This is a genomic window from Natrialba aegyptia DSM 13077 (genome assembly GCF_000337535.1).
GTDB classification, from domain to species: Archaea; Halobacteriota; Halobacteria; order Halobacteriales; family Natrialbaceae; genus Natrialba; species Natrialba aegyptia.
Genome location: NZ_AOIP01000031.1, coordinates 1 through 15018, shown reverse-complemented (window position 1 = coordinate 15018; position 15018 = coordinate 1). Strand labels below are relative to the sequence as shown.

Sequence of the window (15018 nt, the reverse complement as noted above, 5' to 3'; positions counted from 1 at the left end):
CGTGAGAAACAAAAGCGATCAGCCATCGTGAGCGCGCCGCCATCGCCTGTCGCCGGGACCGCTCACCGAACAATTATCACCGCTGTCATATAATTGCGGGCCCATGGACGGATTTGGACCCGCCGTGGACGGGTACGTCGACGTTGCCGACCAACTCCCGCGATACGTCTCCACGCGAGCAGCCGTACATTTCGAAGCCGAGCGCGCCGAGAAACGGTCGACTCCCGCGCTGCGTTCGAAGACCGGCGCGACCGGCTGCGAACGCTGTTTCGGTCGCGTCTCGGCGGCCTTCCCGACCGCGTCACCGAGCCGACGGTCCGGACGACTGAACTCGTCCGACGGGACGGCTACCGCATCGAGTCGGTCGTGTTCGAGAGCCGACCGAATTTCCACGTCACGGCGAACTGCTACGTTCCGGCCAGCGACGGGCCGCATCCGGCGGTGCTCTTTCTCTGTGGCCACCACGACGCCGCCAAGGCGCCGACGGAGACGGTGTCGACCGGGTCGTGACGCGCGATTTGGGCCCGAGTTTCGCCGAGATGGCCACCAGCCGGCTGCCGCCGTTTCAGCCACAGCTCACCGCGGTCGATATGCTCGGGGCGTGCGATACGCCGCAGGTGGTGGCGGCGTTCGAGCGGCACGGAGCTCGAGTGCAGCAGGAGTCGCGGTGAGACCCCGATCGATCGCTTCGAGTCGCTCCTGTCCTAGGATTCCCTCCGAGCGAAAACAGCCGCGCTGGTGAATGTTCCTACGAGTCGGTATCGGTGTCGGTGTCGGCGTCAGCGCAAATCTCCACGAAATTCCGTAGAATCTGTAACCCCGTCTCGCCGCTCTTCTCGGGGTGGAACTGCGTCCCGAAGACGTTGCCCGCCTCGTTGGCAACGATCGACGGGAACTCGCGTTCGTAGTCGGTGCTCGCGAGCGCGCTGAACTCGTCGTCCGGCACCGCGTAGTAGGAGTGGACGAAATAGGCGTACTCCCCGTCGATACCCTCGACGAGCGGGTGATCGCGCTCGACGTCGAGTTCGTTCCAGCCCATGTGCGGGACTTTCTGTCCGTCGTCGAATCGGACGTTGGTTCCGGGGATGAGGTCGAGTCCTTCGACGGCGGCCTCGCCGTCGGTTGCGCCCTCCTCGCTCGCGGTCAGGAGCATCTGCATGCCGAGGCAGATGCCGAACAGCGGCTGACCGCGCTCGGCGACCGCGAGGAGGTCCTCACGGATCGGGGCGGCGTTCTCGACGCCCTCGCGGAACGCGCCGACGCCGGGCAACACGACGCCGTCAGCGTCTTCGAACGCGTCCGGATCGTCGGTGATCTCGACGTCGGCACCCGCCCGTTCTAACCCGCGCGTGACGCTTCGCAGATTCCCCAGTCCGTAGTCGACGACGACGACGGAGGCCAGGGACTGCTCGGTGTCAGCAGCAAGGGTGCTCATACCTGAACTCGGAGGGGCGTGTTGAAGTGCATTGCCATTCGTGCAATGTTCGACTCACAATTCGTGGCCCCCGGCTCACAACTCGCAACTCTTCCCCCGCAACTCCGGAAAAACACAGCCATTAGGCTTCCCGACAACGATGCTCCCGTATGGCAGATACCGACACTGATGCCGCCGACGCAGACCCGGAAGCCGTCGTCCGCGACTACTACGACGCCGTCGACGCCGAACGCTACGACGAACTCGTCTCGCTCTTCACCGACGACGTTCGATACGAACGCCCCGGACAGGGTTCGATCAGCGGTCGAGAGGAACTCCGCGAGTTCTATCTGACCGGCCGCCCCCTCGAAGACGGCAACCACGAAATCCACGACGTCCTCGTCGACGGGACCACTGCAGCGGTTCGGGGTACGTTCTCCGGCGTGCAGGACGGCGAGCGCGTCGAGTTCGACTTCGCCGACGTTCACGAACTCGAGGAGGGGCAAATCGCCCGGCGGTATACGTTTACGGATCGGGACGAGGTCTAGAGCCGTTAGAAGCCGTCGAGTCGCGTCTGTCCACCGGCGCTGCCGTCGACACCGGCGAGGTCGGCAGCGCGTTCGAGCGCCGATTCGAACGTCTCCTCCTGGCTCCGATCGTACAGCGTCGCCGCCGGATGGACGCAGATCAGCAGCCGGCGGGGCGCGCCGCCGAGACGAATCTCCTCGACGGAGCCGGCCTCTTTCGTGACGGCAACCGAGCGGTCGAGCAGGTGTTCGCTTGGGACCTTCCCGAGCGTGACGATTACGTCTGGGTCGAGCAGGTCGATTTCTTGCTCGAGGTAGCCTCGACAGTTCTCGAGTTCATCCGTATTGGGATCGCGGTTCTCAGGCGGGCGACAGCGAACGCAGTTCGTGATGCGAACCGAGTCGCGATCGAGGCCGACGATTCGGAGCTGGTCGTCGAGGACGGAGCCGCTGCGGCCGACGAACGGTTCGCCCTGGCTGTCCTCCTGTGCACCGGGGCCCTCGCCGACGAACAGGATGTCGGCATCCTCGGGGCCGGTGCCGTTGACGATTTGGCTGCGTGAGTCGACGAGTGCTGGACAGCGCGTACACTCGGTGACACAGAAGTCCTCCATCTCTCCCATGGGTGTGGGTCCGCGGGCCACCTACTACGTCTTTCGGGTCGCAGCTGCTGCCTCGGTAGCCGAACGCTCGCTCACCGTGGTCATGTCAGCCGATGAATCTCGCCACAGCTCCCCGGTCTCTCCGGCCTGTGCGCACTCGCGACGACTCGCGGTGACTCATACGGTCTGCTGTAACGATTTATCGGCGCAACCGCGCCCGTCCTGCGGTTGCGCCGGAAATGACTGACAGCAGTCCGTATCACTCCTGTGCACTTACTCGGCCCCGACCGCATCGACGTACGAATCGCCTGCCCGTGCCGCAAGCCGCGCGACGCGAAGCGGCTCCGGACGCCCGCCGTCCGGCGTAAACGCACGAAGAACGGAGACGGCCTCGGCGCGATCGCATCCCAGATACCGCGCGTAGACCGTCTCATCGTTGACCGTCAGTTCGGTTCGCGTCGGCAACCGCCGATAGACCGCGAGTCGCTGCCGGAGTTCGGGACCCGAAAACGCGTCGCGAAGCCCCGATTCGAGTCCTGAACTCGACTCGAACGTGACGGCGATCACTGGACGAGCCGCGGCCTCGTGAATCCGTTCGAGGTCGAAAAAATTGTACCAGGCCGGGGCGATGGCACCGAGCAGGACGTATTGCACGTCGGGCCGAGCCACCGTCTCGAGGAGCGAGCCGACGCTATCGGTTGCATCGGTTCCGCCGACGCGACAGTGCTCGTAGGCCAGCCCGTCGACGACGCAGTCGGCCCGAACGACGGCACCTGCGAGCGTACTTCGATCGCGGTCGCTCGTCGAATCGTGACTGTGGTCCCTGCGATACGACTCGGCGATTCCCAGTGCTCGTCCCCCGGGTTTCATCGGCACTGGCTGAAATCGAGTTCGGCGTTAGCCGTCGTCGTCCTCGTCTTTGATCTCCTTGAGGCGGTCGAGGAGTTCGTCGCTGGACGCGCCGTTTTCGAACTCGATCGTTCCGTCGTGGCTGTTCTCTCCGGATTTGACAGCGTCATCGTCGTCAAAATCAGCATCAACTTCCTGTTGCTCGGATTCGTCGTAGCTCCCGAATCCCATACAGTATCTACTTGGACCTACCGGTTCAAAAGTTCCGGGGGTACACGTTTATATTCGTTTATGAATTCTCGGATATCGAGGGGTATACCGGGAGGAACGGCGAATAAGCCATTTCAGCGGGAAGACGACAGGCGACCGCGGACGGCACGATTTTGATGCCGGGTCTCGACTGGGCACACATGGAGGTCCACCACGTTACGGAAGCCGCAGAAACGTTCACGTGTAACGCGTTCCTCGTCGTCGGCGACCGAACGACGCTCGTCGATGCAGGTGCCTGGGACGGCGTCGTCGACGAGATTCGCACGTACACGGACGATGTCGATACTGTCGTGATGACCCATCAGCACGGCGACCACGTCGGTGAACTCGAGGCCGTCTGCGATGCCTTCGACCCCGAGGTGTACGCCTACGATCACCATCCCGAACGGGATTACTCGATTGATGACGGGGAGACCGTCCAGATCGGCGACGACGAGTTCACCGTCGTCTACACGCCGGGTCACGCCGACGACCACGTGTCGTTCGTCTCGGAGACGGCGCTGTTCTCGGGCGACGTGGTCGTCCACGACGACGGCGCGTTCGACTACGGAAGTTTCGGGCGCACCGACATGGCGGGACAGTCCCGCGAACAACTCATCGAGAGCATCGACCGACTCCTCGATCGACTACCGGATGGCGTCGAGTACATGTACGCGGGCCACGGCGACGTCTTCCAGGGTGACGTTCGCGATGTCGTCGAGACGGCACTCGACCGAGCGGAGAAACGCGAGCCGAAGTATCCGGACGAGTGACGCTGGCAGTACCTACCGCTGGCACTCCACACCGCTCGTCGCACGCGTTTTGCGGGACGAGCATCCCTCGATAGCGGGAAAATCGACGGTCAGTCGTCAGTCGTCGTCCGAAACCGCCGCTGGATCGGCGCGCGATTCCGGAGACTGGCCAAACCAGTCGTCAGCGTTGGCAGCGACGTATTCTTTGCCCCCCCAGCCGAAGGCGATGCCGATCGCCAGGGCGATACCAAGCGCGGCGGCGAACGCAAACGCCTGGCCGAACGTATAGAGGATCGCCACGTTCAACCCCATCGTATCGAGACCGATAACCGCGGCTACGAAGCAAACGAGTGCCTTCGTCACACCGCCAGCGAGGGGCGCAACTCTGCTCTCCTGAACCGCCTCCGCCTCGCGGACGATCGTCGCAATCGGGTCGGCAATGACGAATCCGACGACGAGGATGGCAAAGCCGGCGACCCCCCTCGGCGCGAAGCCGACGATGAACTCGATCCAGTCGCTCACGGACGACAGGCCGAGATACGTCGCGGCGGCGAAGGCCGCCAGGAGAACGACGTAGTACTTGGCAAGTTCCCCTGCAGCGTTCGAGACCGCCGTTGACTCGTCGGCAAAGAGTTCACCGAACGGCGTTTCGCGAACGCGGGCGTCGAGTTCGATTCGCCGGCCGAACCGACGAACGATCGGCTGTAGTTTGCGTCCAGCGAAGACGCCGACGGCGATGAAGATGGCGGCGACGAACGCGGCCATGAGAAACGCGAACGCGTCGACAGTGACGGCCTCGAGTTCGGTTTGGAGCGCGTCGACGACCAGTGGCGTCATTGGCGATCACCGTCCTGGCTGCGGTATTTCTCTCCACAAACACTCACGAAATGTGATGTGTACATAGTAGCAAGTTAGTCATAGATAAATTAAATTCTTCGATACGATCGAGCAGAAAGATGGGGCTGAGCTACCCATAAGCTGAAGCGAGACGCTATCGGGTGCGAGAGAACGCGGAGAGAGACGGTCAGATTATGCTGCGCGCGGTTCCTTGGCCTTCGGTCGCAGGTTCTTGTAGCCGCACTTGCGGCAGCGGTCGGATTCCGGTGCGTTTCGTGCGTTACAGCGCATGCAGATCAGTTTCTGGAGCATCCGATCTTCGGCCGCGTCGAAACTTGGCATGTCGCTCCGTTTGCTCGTGGTGCATATAACCGCTGTGGTCCTGTCGTGGCGTCGTACCTGCTGTCGCATGGAGCAGGCATTGACCTATGTCATCTCCTCGCCAGATGAGGGGTCGTCGTCGGCCAGATAATCGTCCTGCACCGCGACGACGTCGCTCGAGTTCACACATTCGCTGTACCGGCGCAGCGGCTCTTCGTTGAGCGTCAGGAAAGTTTCGCCCCAGCGGAAGGGTTCGAGAAGGTCCTCGGCCCGGCTTTGGTCACCGAAGATACAGCACGCGCCGGCGAGTGCCTCGACAGTTGTGAGCTGAAACGGCCGGCCGTAGTTGACCGGGTTTGCGGCGACGAGAAAGGGAAGGGCCCGGTGGACGCCGTTCATTTTGAAGGAGGCCGCTTCGGCGGACTCCCAGGAGCAGTCGAGGGCGACCAGTGTCCCGAGGCCGTCCTCGGCGTCGGCCGGCGAGAGTGCCCGGTCGGCGTGGGGGTTGAGGACGACGCCGTAGGGAACCTGCCCCATCGTGCGGTGAAGCGTCGCCTCGTCGAACTGCTCGAGGCGGCGGGCGGTGCACTTCTCCGGGTCGTCGTCGCCCTCGTAGTAGATGTGACACTCCACGTGCGTGTCAATGCAGGGGTGAACCAAAAGCGCCGCGACCGACATCGATGCTGAGGCCGACGCCAACGATGACGCCGACGCCAACGATGACGCCGACACTACCGCCGGCGACGCCGTTCGCCGCACTGATCGCCCGATACCGGCTTACGCTTCGTGGATCGTCTCCCCGCGGTTGAGTCGCGCGGCGATCGTAAACGTCTGTTCGGCCTCCCGGCGGGTCGGGAAGTGGGCAGCCATATAGCGGGCGGTCGCGATCAGCGGGACTCGCCGACGCTGCTCACGGCCGGGAACGAACTCGTCGCTGCCGTCACCGTCCTCGCTGCTCTCGCCGCCCTCGCCGCTGTCTGCCAACATGGGGGCAGACGACGAGTCGGCGAGTTCAGCCTGCCGGAACGCCGCCTCGACGTTCTGGAGCGTGTGGAAGCCGGCGTCCTCGCGCAGCAGGCCGTGGCCGAGCGTCCGTTTCAGGTCGACAGCGTCGCCGCCGCAGTCGAAGAACTCGGCGACCAGCCGTCCCGCTCTATCTACCTCGCCCTCGGCGTCGAACGTCTCGAGCAGGTCGTCGAGTACGGCATCGGGCTCGCGGCCGGTGTCGTTCTCGCCCACCGGTGGAATCGGCGCGGGTGGCGTGTTGAGGAACCGATCCAGGTAAACCGAGAGCGCGCCGTCGAAGACGCCGCGATAGAGTTCGATCGCGTCCGTTCGCCGCGCGAACCCGTAGACCGCGTTGGCGTAACTGAACGTGTGGTGGACGGTGTTCCAGTCGTTGAACTCGTTTGCGGTGCCGAACTGCGCGACGCGCGTCGCGGCGGCGTGGGCGACTTCGGCGGCGAGATCGGCGGGCGTCGCCCCCTGTCGGATTGCGTCGGCGAGCGCGTCGACGATGGCCTCGGGGTCGTCGCCGAGGAGCGTTTCCTGGAGGTCGGCGGGTGGGCTCCACGAGCGGTCGTCGCCCGCTGCCGCGAGTTCTTCGAGGCCGCTCGTCTCGGTGACGCTGCCGCCGTAGGCGTCTTCGAGCAGGGAAATGAGATCGACGGGTTGTCGCCAGGACGACTGTTCGTCGCTGCGCGAGGCGGTGACGAGCGGTTCGACGAGGCTCGCGAGCGTCGTATCGGCGTGGTCCCAGCCCGTGTGCTCGAGGCTCTCGAAGGCCTTGTTCGCGAAATCGAGGACGTGGCCGGTCGTGAGGTAGGGGTGGTCGGTCGCGCCGGCGACGACCAGTTCGGCGACCTCGGCGTTCGAATAGCCTGCCGCGACGGCGGTGCGGAGGCAGCGCTCGGCTCCGTCGGCGTCTCGAACCTCGATGCAGTCCCGAAACCAGGATTGCAGGCGGTCGAAGGTGACCTCTGTCGTGTCGAAGGCGGGCTGATCGAAACTCGGCGGTTCGCCCGCGCAGTCGTCTGCAACGTGGCGAACCCCGGTGTACAGCGCCCGCTTTCGGTCGTCGGGGTCGATGTCGTCGATCAGGTTCGCCATACAGCCGAGAATCGTGAGTCCGGGCCCCCAGCCCGAGTCCCGATATTGGGTCCCGAACGCGAGCGTCGTCGCCATCGGTTCTTGGTAGTCGACGCCGGCGTCGATCAATCCGATCGCAGACTTTGCGGTGACGAGTCGCAAGTTCTCCTCGAGCCCCGTTTCGAGGCGGTCGCTCCAGTGCTCCGCGGGCGGCAACTCGCGTGTCGGCTTCGGGTTCACGTAGACTGTGCCGTCCCTGACCGCAACGGGATAGGTCTGTACGTCGTCCGCCCAGGGATCGAACGTATCGCCGCAGGAGAGTTCGAATCGCGCGTGGTGCCAGTGACAGGTGAGGATGCCGTCGTCGACCGTGCCCTCGACCAGCGGGAACCCCATGTGCGGGCAGCGGTTGTTTACGGCTCGAATCTCGCCTTCGTGGTGGAAGATGGCCAGCGGCGTGCCGTCGATACTCGCCAGTTCGCGGCCCGCCTCCTCGAGTTCATCGAGTGCGACGACGGGACTGAACTCGTCGTCCGGTCCGTCGCCGTCTTCGTCGGTTGTTGCCATACCGAACGCATCGACGCAGAACCGTGTAAACGTTCGCTGAACGTCGTTTTGGTAGACTATCTGTCACCATTGTCTTTCTCGGGAGAACGTAGCCGAGTTCGGTATTCGGAGATTCCGGTGAGAAGTGCGGGACGTAGTCATCGCGTTCACTCTTCGGTCGTCTGATGCAACCCGAATACACACTTCAAACTGAACATGACGAGCGCCATCGTGAGAGACTGAACGAGGGCGAGCTCGGCACTCAACAGTAGATTGACGACGAGAACACCAATACCTGCTGACAGCCCTAAGAAGGCTGCATACGACACGCGAGAGAGCCCCTTTGCCCATTCATCAGCGCGGTTGTAGAGGCCCTTCACAGCGTTCATAGTAACGATAGGTTTGATACTGGAAAATATGTTACTGGAGGACACGAACGTGCCGAATCAATCGCCTTGGTTTGAGGCGGAATTCTAAATGAGAAAACCATATCATCGACACGGTTAGGCGTAGAACTGGCCAAGGGCCGCAAAGACCCAGACGAGGACGTGTGCGCCGGCAACGGGAACGAGCGTCCGCCGACGGAGGTAAACGACGGTAAGAACAGCGGCAACCAGTGCGGTCTGAAGGAGGCTCCCAAGCGGCCAATTCAGAGCGTGTGCGACCGTGAACGCGATCCACGTGATCCCGCCGGCGACAAGCGAACTCTCCGTGTACGCAAGCAGTCGCTCGATAGGGTATCCTCGATAAAGAATCTCCTCGACGATCCCGACTGTCACGGACTGAGCGAGCGCCATGCCGATCCCGACACCAGCACCCATCGTGCCAGCACCCTCACTCACCGGGAGGCCCACCGCCTCGATGAGCGGTGGCGTCACAATGTATACGAACAGAATGCTGACGCTCGTCACGAGGATGTATCCGAGATCGACGAGGGCTGGTCGCCGGAACCCGAGGTCGGGCAACGAGAGGCCCTCGCCGCTCACGGCGATCCCGATAACGGTGAGAGCCAGCGCCCAGTAGATTCCGATCGTAACGACCGGCGTGATCTCCGTATTAGTCACTCGTAGCAGGATAACAACTAGCGGTAATCCAAAGAGGGCGAGGGCCAGATTCCCGATTGTGAGCGGCGGGAGGCGAGTCACGGCGACCACAGAGCGGTATCCGTTTTCCACCATGTGCGCATATTGACAACACACTTGATTAAATTTTTGATAGATCGAGGGTCTACCGTTGTACCGTTGTACTGAACACGAGTTCATGGCCTTCCTGGAACCGAAGCCAGTCGCAACTGCCAGTATCAATACCGCAGGCGCGCATCCTTTTTACGGTCGAGCCGAAAGCAGCCAGCTATGGACGCCACCGGTCTCGTTCGACGCTACTACGACGCGCTCGACGCCCACGACTACGACGAACTCGAGGCGGTGCTCGCTCCCGAGTTCACCCAGCGCCGCCCGGATCGGCGCTTCGAGAGCCGGGCGGCGTTCGTCGCGTTCATGCGCGAGGAGCGGCCGAACTCGGAGACGACACACGAACTGGAGGCGGTGATTGCGGCCGAGAGCGGGGACGACGACGGTTCGACGGTCGCCGTCCGCGGACGGGTCCGCAACGCCTCGACAGTTCTGTTCGAGTTCGCGGATTTCTTCGCGGTCGATGAAGGCACAGCACGGATCGAACGTCTCGAGACGTATTCGCGCTAACGTGGCCTGAGCCGGTTTCGGGTGAAACCCATTTTAAGCGCCCGTTCGACCCCGAGTCCGAGCGCGACGACGGCATCCGAGAGCACGAGGAACAGGCCGACGATCTGGGCGAGTTCGTTCGTCGTCGCGTTCGCGAAGACCATCAAAACGGCGGTGATCACGCTGCCCATGAAAACGAGCGGGATAGCGAACCAACGAATTACGGGATGCTCGTCGAGAAACTGCCGGAATCGGTGGAGTCGATCTGACACGCTCTATGATACCATAAGACACACTACGAAGTGACAGTACAAAAACCCATACTCTCGTCTCACGCCGAACAGTTGTTCGGACCGAGTTCGAGTTCGACTCGGTCCTCGGGAGCCAGTTCCAGTTCGCCGCGGTTGCGGTCGATGATCTCCTCGTAGTTCGAGGGCTCCTCGCCGGCGTCGGCCATGCGATCGACGAACGCCTCCTCATCCATCGCGAGCAGGTCGATACCGGTTCGCGCGTCGCGGACGGTCGTCGCGATCGGGTCGCCGGGCGCGCCGTGTTCGAACTCGCCCTCCGGCGTGACCGTGACGTGGCCCGGGAGGACGACGATACTCTCGGGTTCCGCGAGGATCGTTCGATGGAGGGTCTCGTAGAGCATCCGTGCGCCTTCCTCGCCCTCGTCCTGATTGAACTCGAGTTCGGTTCGCCCCGTCGAGTCGACGTGTAACGTGTCGGCGGTCAACAGCGCGGCGTCGTCGACGAGGAGGTTGATCATCTCGCTCGTGTGGCCGGGCGCGGCGAGGGCCTTGAGTTCCCGCTCGCCGACGGGAAGCACCTCGTTGCGCTCGAGTCCCGTGAAGTCGAACTCGACATCGCGTTCGTCGGCTCGCGCGCCGAGATAGTAGGGTACGTCGAGGCTGTCCGCGAGGTCGCGGCCGCCCGAAACGTGGTCCGCGTGGACGTGCGTGTCGATCACGCCGACGATTGAGAGGTCGGCCTCTTCGGCTGCGACCTCGAACTCGTCGACGTCCGCGGTTGGATCGACAACCACGGCCTCGCCGGTCTCTGCACATCCAACGAGATAGCCCAGACAGCCCTTCGCGCGGCGCTGCAGTTGGACGATCGTCAGTTCGCGGTCGTCGAGTTCAAATTCGAGTTCAGCGCCGAGGTCGACGTGGTCGTAGACGCCGCTCCAACCCTTCATGCCGCCGTCGACCGTCTGGACGTCGTATTCGTCGGTGGCCGACTCGAGTTCGGTCGCGAAGTTCCCCGAGGAGAGCCCCTTCGCGCAAATGGTGATCACCCGCTCGGCGTCGCCGACCGTCTCCTCGAACTCCGAGAGCCGGCCGTCGAGTGCTTCGTTGAGCCCGAACGGAAAGTTGATCGCACCGGGGACGTGCCAGGCTTCGTAGCTGTCCTCGGGTCGCGTATCGACGAGGGTGAACTCGGCGCCTTCGTCCCGGAGTTCTGCGAGCCGGTCGGCGGAGAGTGTGGTGACCATAGTGATTCGTACGGTCGCGAGTGACGTAAGTTTCGCCGCGCAGGTGCCACGATGCCGGAAACTGGCCGAGCGGACCCGGCCGATGACGGTGTTCGTCTGAGCGAGAAGCCAAGCATGAGGCTCCGTGCGGTCGATAGGTTCATTTAACTGATACTGGTTCGAAGGCGGGGTATGTCCCTTTCCGATGCCGTCGGTGCAGTCGTGTCGGTGTTCCGGCGTCGTCCGTCGGACCTCCTCCCGCTGTACCTGCTCGGGGCCGCGGCTCCGGCCGTCGTCCGCGTCGTCCCGATGGCCGCACTCCTGATCGGGGTGCTCTACCTGGCGGGAACGAGCCGACTCGACTCGCTGTTGAATAGCCTGCAGGAGATGAACCTCGGACCGCCGCCGAGCGACCCGGAATCCGCGGCGTTCGAGGCCTGGGCGAGCCAGTTCGAGCCGCTCGTCGACCTCCTCGTGACGCCGGCGACGATCGCCCTCCTCATCGCGGCGGTTTTCGTTAGTCTGGTCGTCGTGGCGCTGCTGTATGCCATCACTTCGGCGGCACAGCTCGGGGCCTGTTACGGTCGCGTTCGCGACGAACGCGGACTCATCGCCGGTATCGCTGGCGCGCGCCGCTACTGGCTACGCATTCTCGGGCTGTTCATCCTCGAGTTCATCCTGTGGATGGTCGTGGCCCTCGTCGTCGGAATCGGGACGGCCGTCGCGACGGGCGCGGTTGCGGTGGCGACGGATGCAACGGCGCTTGGCATTCCCGTCGTCCTCTTGGGCGGGCTCGTCATGATCGCGCTGTTCGCACTCGTCCGAGCGCTGTTCGCGTTCGCGCCGGTCGCCGTCGTCGTCGACGACGCGGGCGTTTTCGGCTCGCTTTCGAAAACGGCGGGATTCATCCGGTCGGAACCGATCGGCGCGCTGTTCTACTACGCCCTCGCCGTCGGCTCGCTCCTCGCGCTGTCGGCCGTTTCGGGTGTCCTGTTTCTCGTCGATGTGGTCACGTTCCCCTCGCTGCTGACGATGCTCGTCCTGCTACCGGCGTTCGACTTGCTGAAGACCGCTCTCTACGTCGGCTATCGGGGTCGGCTGACGCCGCCCGCCCCGCCGGACCGATCGGTGCCGTCACAACTCCGCGCCGGTCTGGGCCGCGGCTGGCACGAGATGACCGCGTACGTTCGCCACACGCCGCTGCTCCAACTCACGGTCGTCGCACTCGCCGTCGCGAGCTTCTGGGTCGGCTGGCGGGCCGGTGCCCCCCTCGCCGATCTCGGCGTCGAAACCTCGATCGCCGCCCGCCTCCAGGGCCACCTCCCGCCGGCCGCGGCCCTCGAGTTCTTCGCCAACAACTGGCTGGTCGCGATCACGACCGCCTTCGGCGGCCTCGCGCTGGTGCTCCCGACGATCGCCTCGCTCGTGTTCAACGGCGTCTACATGGGATTCTACGCCCAGACCGAGGCCGAACTCGCCGATCTCGTTGCGTTCGTCCTCCCGCACGGTATCTTCGAGATTCCGGCGATCTTCATCGCCTCCGCGGTCGGCATCACGCTCGGACTGACCGGCTGGCGCGCGTTCCGCGGGCGAACCGGCCGCGTCGCGTTCGCCGACGAACTCGAGCGAGCGTTCTGGGTGCTCGTCGGCGTGGGACTCCTCCTCGCGATTGCGGCCGTGATCGAGGGCTTCGTGAGTCCGTACTACTACGACGTGCTCCTGTAGGCTCGGCTCTCGATCCCCCGACTACCGGCTCTCGGCTCTCGGTCCAACCGAGCGTTCTCACCGCTACACGGCCGTTTTCGAGGAACTACTATGTGATACGAGAACAATAGAGTCACCCATGGTCCTCGCACTCGGAGCCCTGGTCGAAACCCGATCCGACCTCATCACGACGCTCGGCATCCTCGTCGCCCTGATCGCCGTCGTCGGCACGCAAGTCCTCGGCTGGGAGTGGGGTTCGACCGAACTCGTGCCGACGGTACTCGGCGTCGCTGCGGCGGTGATCGCGATCTCGTACGCCGTGTATCGTCGCTCGGGCTGAGTTCCGTGAACGGCGAGGTGGCGGACGAGCCGCCTTCGCTCTCAGTCAGGCGCGATTTGGCCGGTACGCATCGAACTCCTCGCCGAACACGAGGAAGTATGCGGTGCCGAGCAGGCCGATAACCGTCGCGGTGGTGAACGCGAGTACCGGATCGCCGGTGAGGACCGCGTCGCCGGTCAGCGGGTTATCGAAACCATCCCAGAGGAGTCCACCGAGCGCGGCGCTCGGAATGACGATCAGATTCCGCAGCAGGTAGTATGCACCGGTTACCCGGCCGCCGGCACCCGTTTCGGCCGGACCGACGATGAGCGCTTTGTGGGCGGGCAGTCCGGCAAAGCGCAGTCCCGAGAACGCAAAGAGAACCGCGAGAACGGCGGCGTCTGGCGGCGCGCTGATGAGCACCACCGGAAAGACGGCGTACACTGCGAAGCCGAGCGTGACGACCGGCTTGAGTCCGACTCGTTCGGCCGCCTTGGCCGCCGGCACCATCACCAGCAGCGCGACGAGCATCTCGATCCCGAGCAGGATGCCGAAGTACGACTGCGGCGAGAGTTCGAGCGTCCCGGCCGCGGGCAGCGAGAGCGTGAGCCCGACCTCGCGAAACCGAGTGACGACGATGACGAAGAAGACGTAGACCATGCCGTTGGCGAAGCGGACGAGCGTATCCCCGATCAGCAGCGGCCGGAGTTCGGCGGGCATTTCCCGCAGATCGGTGATCAACTGGGAGACGCCCTCGAATTTCTCGCCGAAACCGTCCTCGTCGGCCTCGTAGAGGAGGTGTTGGACGATCGTGCCGAGGACGCCGAAGACGACGGCGACGACGAGGATGAACTGGAACGCGAGTCGTACCTCGCCGTCGGTCGAGCCGAACGGAAAGAACAGCGCGGTGGCGAGCAGCGGGCCGACGAGGAAGGCCGTTCGGCGGAACGTCTCGGTGCTCGCGAAGCCGGCCGCGAGTCGCGAGGGTGTGACGGCCTGTTTGACGATCGCGAAGGAGGCCCCCAGGCCGAAGGATTTCCAGGCCTGCGAGAAGATCAGCCCGACGAAGACGGCGAGGATTCCGAGCGAGGTCGGCCCGACGGCGACATCCATTACCAGCGGCGCGGCGAGCCAGATCGCAAAGCCGAGCGTCGAGCAGAGCCCGAACGCGGTGAGGGCGTACCGCGAGCCGATCCGGTCCGAAATCGCGCCGCCGGGATAGGGGTAGACGGCGCTGATGATATTTCCGAACGTCCCGAACAGGCCGACGACGAACGCGGTCCCGCCGAGGGCGTACATGTACTCGCCCATGTACCGACTCGTCATCTGAAAGCCGAGACTGAACGCGAACATCGCGATCGAGAGCACGAGCACGTCCCGTTCGAGCGCGAAGAACTGCCGGAAGGCGTCGAACGGGTCGGCCTCGTCCGTCTCGGAACGATCCTGTTCGAGACTCATACCCGGACGTGTCCGATGCAATGACTTCTGTGTTTATATCATATTATTGCTACGATAGCCCACGACGTCCCGGGGTGACTATCGAACGGGCGGTCTCGCGGGCGGTTCCGACCGATCATTTCGCGCTCGACCCGCGAACGGGACGGAAATTCGATGTCAAAGGACAGTATAAAGACTGTCTCTTATACACATCTCTGAT

19 protein-coding genes are annotated in these 15018 nt (G+C 63.8%); 6 read left to right on the top strand and 13 right to left on the bottom strand.

The window, feature by feature from the left end; genetic code table 11:
- The first annotated feature begins 93 nt into the window (after positions 1–93).
- Complete coding sequence (locus C480_RS11205) at positions 94–510, top strand: hypothetical protein (RefSeq protein WP_006665725.1); 417 nt, start codon at positions 94–96, stop codon at positions 508–510.
- Positions 511–748: 238 nt separating this feature from the next.
- Here C480_RS11205 and hisH read toward each other — a convergent pair whose 3' ends face one another.
- Positions 749–1435: an imidazole glycerol phosphate synthase subunit HisH gene (hisH, locus tag C480_RS11200; protein ID WP_006665724.1), complete on the bottom strand. Its 687-nt coding sequence runs from the start codon at positions 1433–1435 to the stop codon at positions 749–751.
- 149 nt (positions 1436–1584) lie between these two features.
- Here hisH and C480_RS11195 point away from each other — a divergent pair, with 149 nt between their 5' ends.
- Complete coding sequence (locus C480_RS11195) at positions 1585–1962, top strand: nuclear transport factor 2 family protein (protein ID WP_006665723.1); 378 nt, start codon at positions 1585–1587, stop codon at positions 1960–1962.
- Positions 1963–1967: 5 nt separating this feature from the next.
- Here the strand turns inward: C480_RS11195 and C480_RS11190 are convergent, their stop codons facing one another.
- The 3 genes from C480_RS11190 to C480_RS11180 all read right to left on the bottom strand — a co-directional run bounded on the left by C480_RS11190 (position 1968) and on the right by C480_RS11180 (position 3623).
- Entirely contained in the window at positions 1968–2564 is a 597-nt protein-coding gene (locus C480_RS11190) for a uracil-DNA glycosylase (RefSeq protein WP_006665722.1), read from the bottom strand.
- 252 nt (positions 2565–2816) lie between these two features.
- Positions 2817–3413, bottom strand: a complete 597-nt coding sequence (locus C480_RS11185) for an endonuclease dU (RefSeq protein ID WP_006665721.1) — start codon at positions 3411–3413, stop codon at positions 2817–2819.
- Between the two features lie 27 nt (positions 3414–3440).
- Positions 3441–3623: a DUF5786 family protein gene (locus C480_RS11180; protein WP_006665720.1), complete on the bottom strand. Its 183-nt coding sequence runs from the start codon at positions 3621–3623 to the stop codon at positions 3441–3443.
- A 179-nt stretch (positions 3624–3802) separates the two neighbouring features.
- Between C480_RS11180 and C480_RS11175 the strand changes: the two genes are divergently transcribed.
- Complete coding sequence (locus C480_RS11175) at positions 3803–4414, top strand: MBL fold metallo-hydrolase (protein WP_006665719.1); 612 nt, start codon at positions 3803–3805, stop codon at positions 4412–4414.
- 96 nt (positions 4415–4510) lie between these two features.
- Here the strand turns inward: C480_RS11175 and C480_RS11170 are convergent, their stop codons facing one another.
- The 6 genes from C480_RS11170 to C480_RS11145 all read right to left on the bottom strand — a co-directional run bounded on the left by C480_RS11170 (position 4511) and on the right by C480_RS11145 (position 9363).
- A complete protein-coding gene (locus tag C480_RS11170; RefSeq protein ID WP_006665718.1) occupies positions 4511–5230 on the bottom strand; it encodes a hypothetical protein in 720 nt (239 codons plus the stop codon).
- 192 nt (positions 5231–5422) lie between these two features.
- Positions 5423–5572, bottom strand: coding sequence for a 50S ribosomal protein L40e (locus tag C480_RS11165; RefSeq protein ID WP_006107874.1), 150 nt, complete (start codon positions 5570–5572; stop codon positions 5423–5425).
- An 84-nt stretch (positions 5573–5656) separates the two neighbouring features.
- Positions 5657–6184 (bottom strand): DUF367 family protein, encoded by a 528-nt coding sequence (locus C480_RS11160; protein WP_049903680.1) that lies wholly within the window; start codon positions 6182–6184, stop codon positions 5657–5659.
- Between the two features lie 144 nt (positions 6185–6328).
- Positions 6329–8206, bottom strand: coding sequence for a Rieske (2Fe-2S) protein (locus C480_RS11155; protein WP_006665716.1), 1878 nt, complete (start codon positions 8204–8206; stop codon positions 6329–6331).
- Between the two features lie 146 nt (positions 8207–8352).
- Complete coding sequence (locus tag C480_RS11150; RefSeq protein ID WP_006665715.1) at positions 8353–8574, bottom strand: hypothetical protein; 222 nt, start codon at positions 8572–8574, stop codon at positions 8353–8355.
- A 114-nt stretch (positions 8575–8688) separates the two neighbouring features.
- Positions 8689–9363, bottom strand: coding sequence for a CPBP family intramembrane glutamic endopeptidase (locus C480_RS11145; RefSeq protein ID WP_049903596.1), 675 nt, complete (start codon positions 9361–9363; stop codon positions 8689–8691).
- Between the two features lie 174 nt (positions 9364–9537).
- Here C480_RS11145 and C480_RS11140 point away from each other — a divergent pair, with 174 nt between their 5' ends.
- Positions 9538–9885 carry a nuclear transport factor 2 family protein gene (locus C480_RS11140; RefSeq protein ID WP_006665713.1) on the top strand — a complete coding sequence of 116 codons (348 nt, stop codon included), beginning with the start codon at positions 9538–9540 and terminating at the stop codon, positions 9883–9885.
- Here C480_RS11140 and C480_RS11135 read toward each other — a convergent pair.
- Entirely contained in the window at positions 9882–10136 is a 255-nt protein-coding gene (locus tag C480_RS11135; RefSeq protein WP_241433819.1) for a hypothetical protein, read from the bottom strand. The two genes, C480_RS11140 and C480_RS11135, sit on opposite strands and share 4 nt — an antisense overlap.
- 59 nt (positions 10137–10195) lie before the next feature.
- On the bottom strand, positions 10196–11359 hold the full coding sequence (locus C480_RS11130) for an MBL fold metallo-hydrolase (protein ID WP_006665711.1): 1164 nt from the start codon (positions 11357–11359) through the stop codon (positions 10196–10198).
- 171 nt (positions 11360–11530) lie between these two features.
- Between C480_RS11130 and C480_RS11125 the strand changes: the two genes are divergently transcribed.
- A complete protein-coding gene (locus C480_RS11125) occupies positions 11531–13063 on the top strand; it encodes a stage II sporulation protein M (RefSeq protein ID WP_006665710.1) in 1533 nt (510 codons plus the stop codon).
- Between the two features lie 118 nt (positions 13064–13181).
- Positions 13182–13382 carry a hypothetical protein gene (locus C480_RS11120; protein ID WP_006665709.1) on the top strand — a complete coding sequence of 67 codons (201 nt, stop codon included), beginning with the start codon at positions 13182–13184 and terminating at the stop codon, positions 13380–13382.
- Between the two features lie 45 nt (positions 13383–13427).
- Here C480_RS11120 and C480_RS11115 read toward each other — a convergent pair whose 3' ends face one another.
- Positions 13428–14819, bottom strand: coding sequence for an MFS transporter (locus tag C480_RS11115; RefSeq protein ID WP_006665708.1), 1392 nt, complete (start codon positions 14817–14819; stop codon positions 13428–13430).
- Positions 14820–15018: the final 199 nt, after the last annotated feature.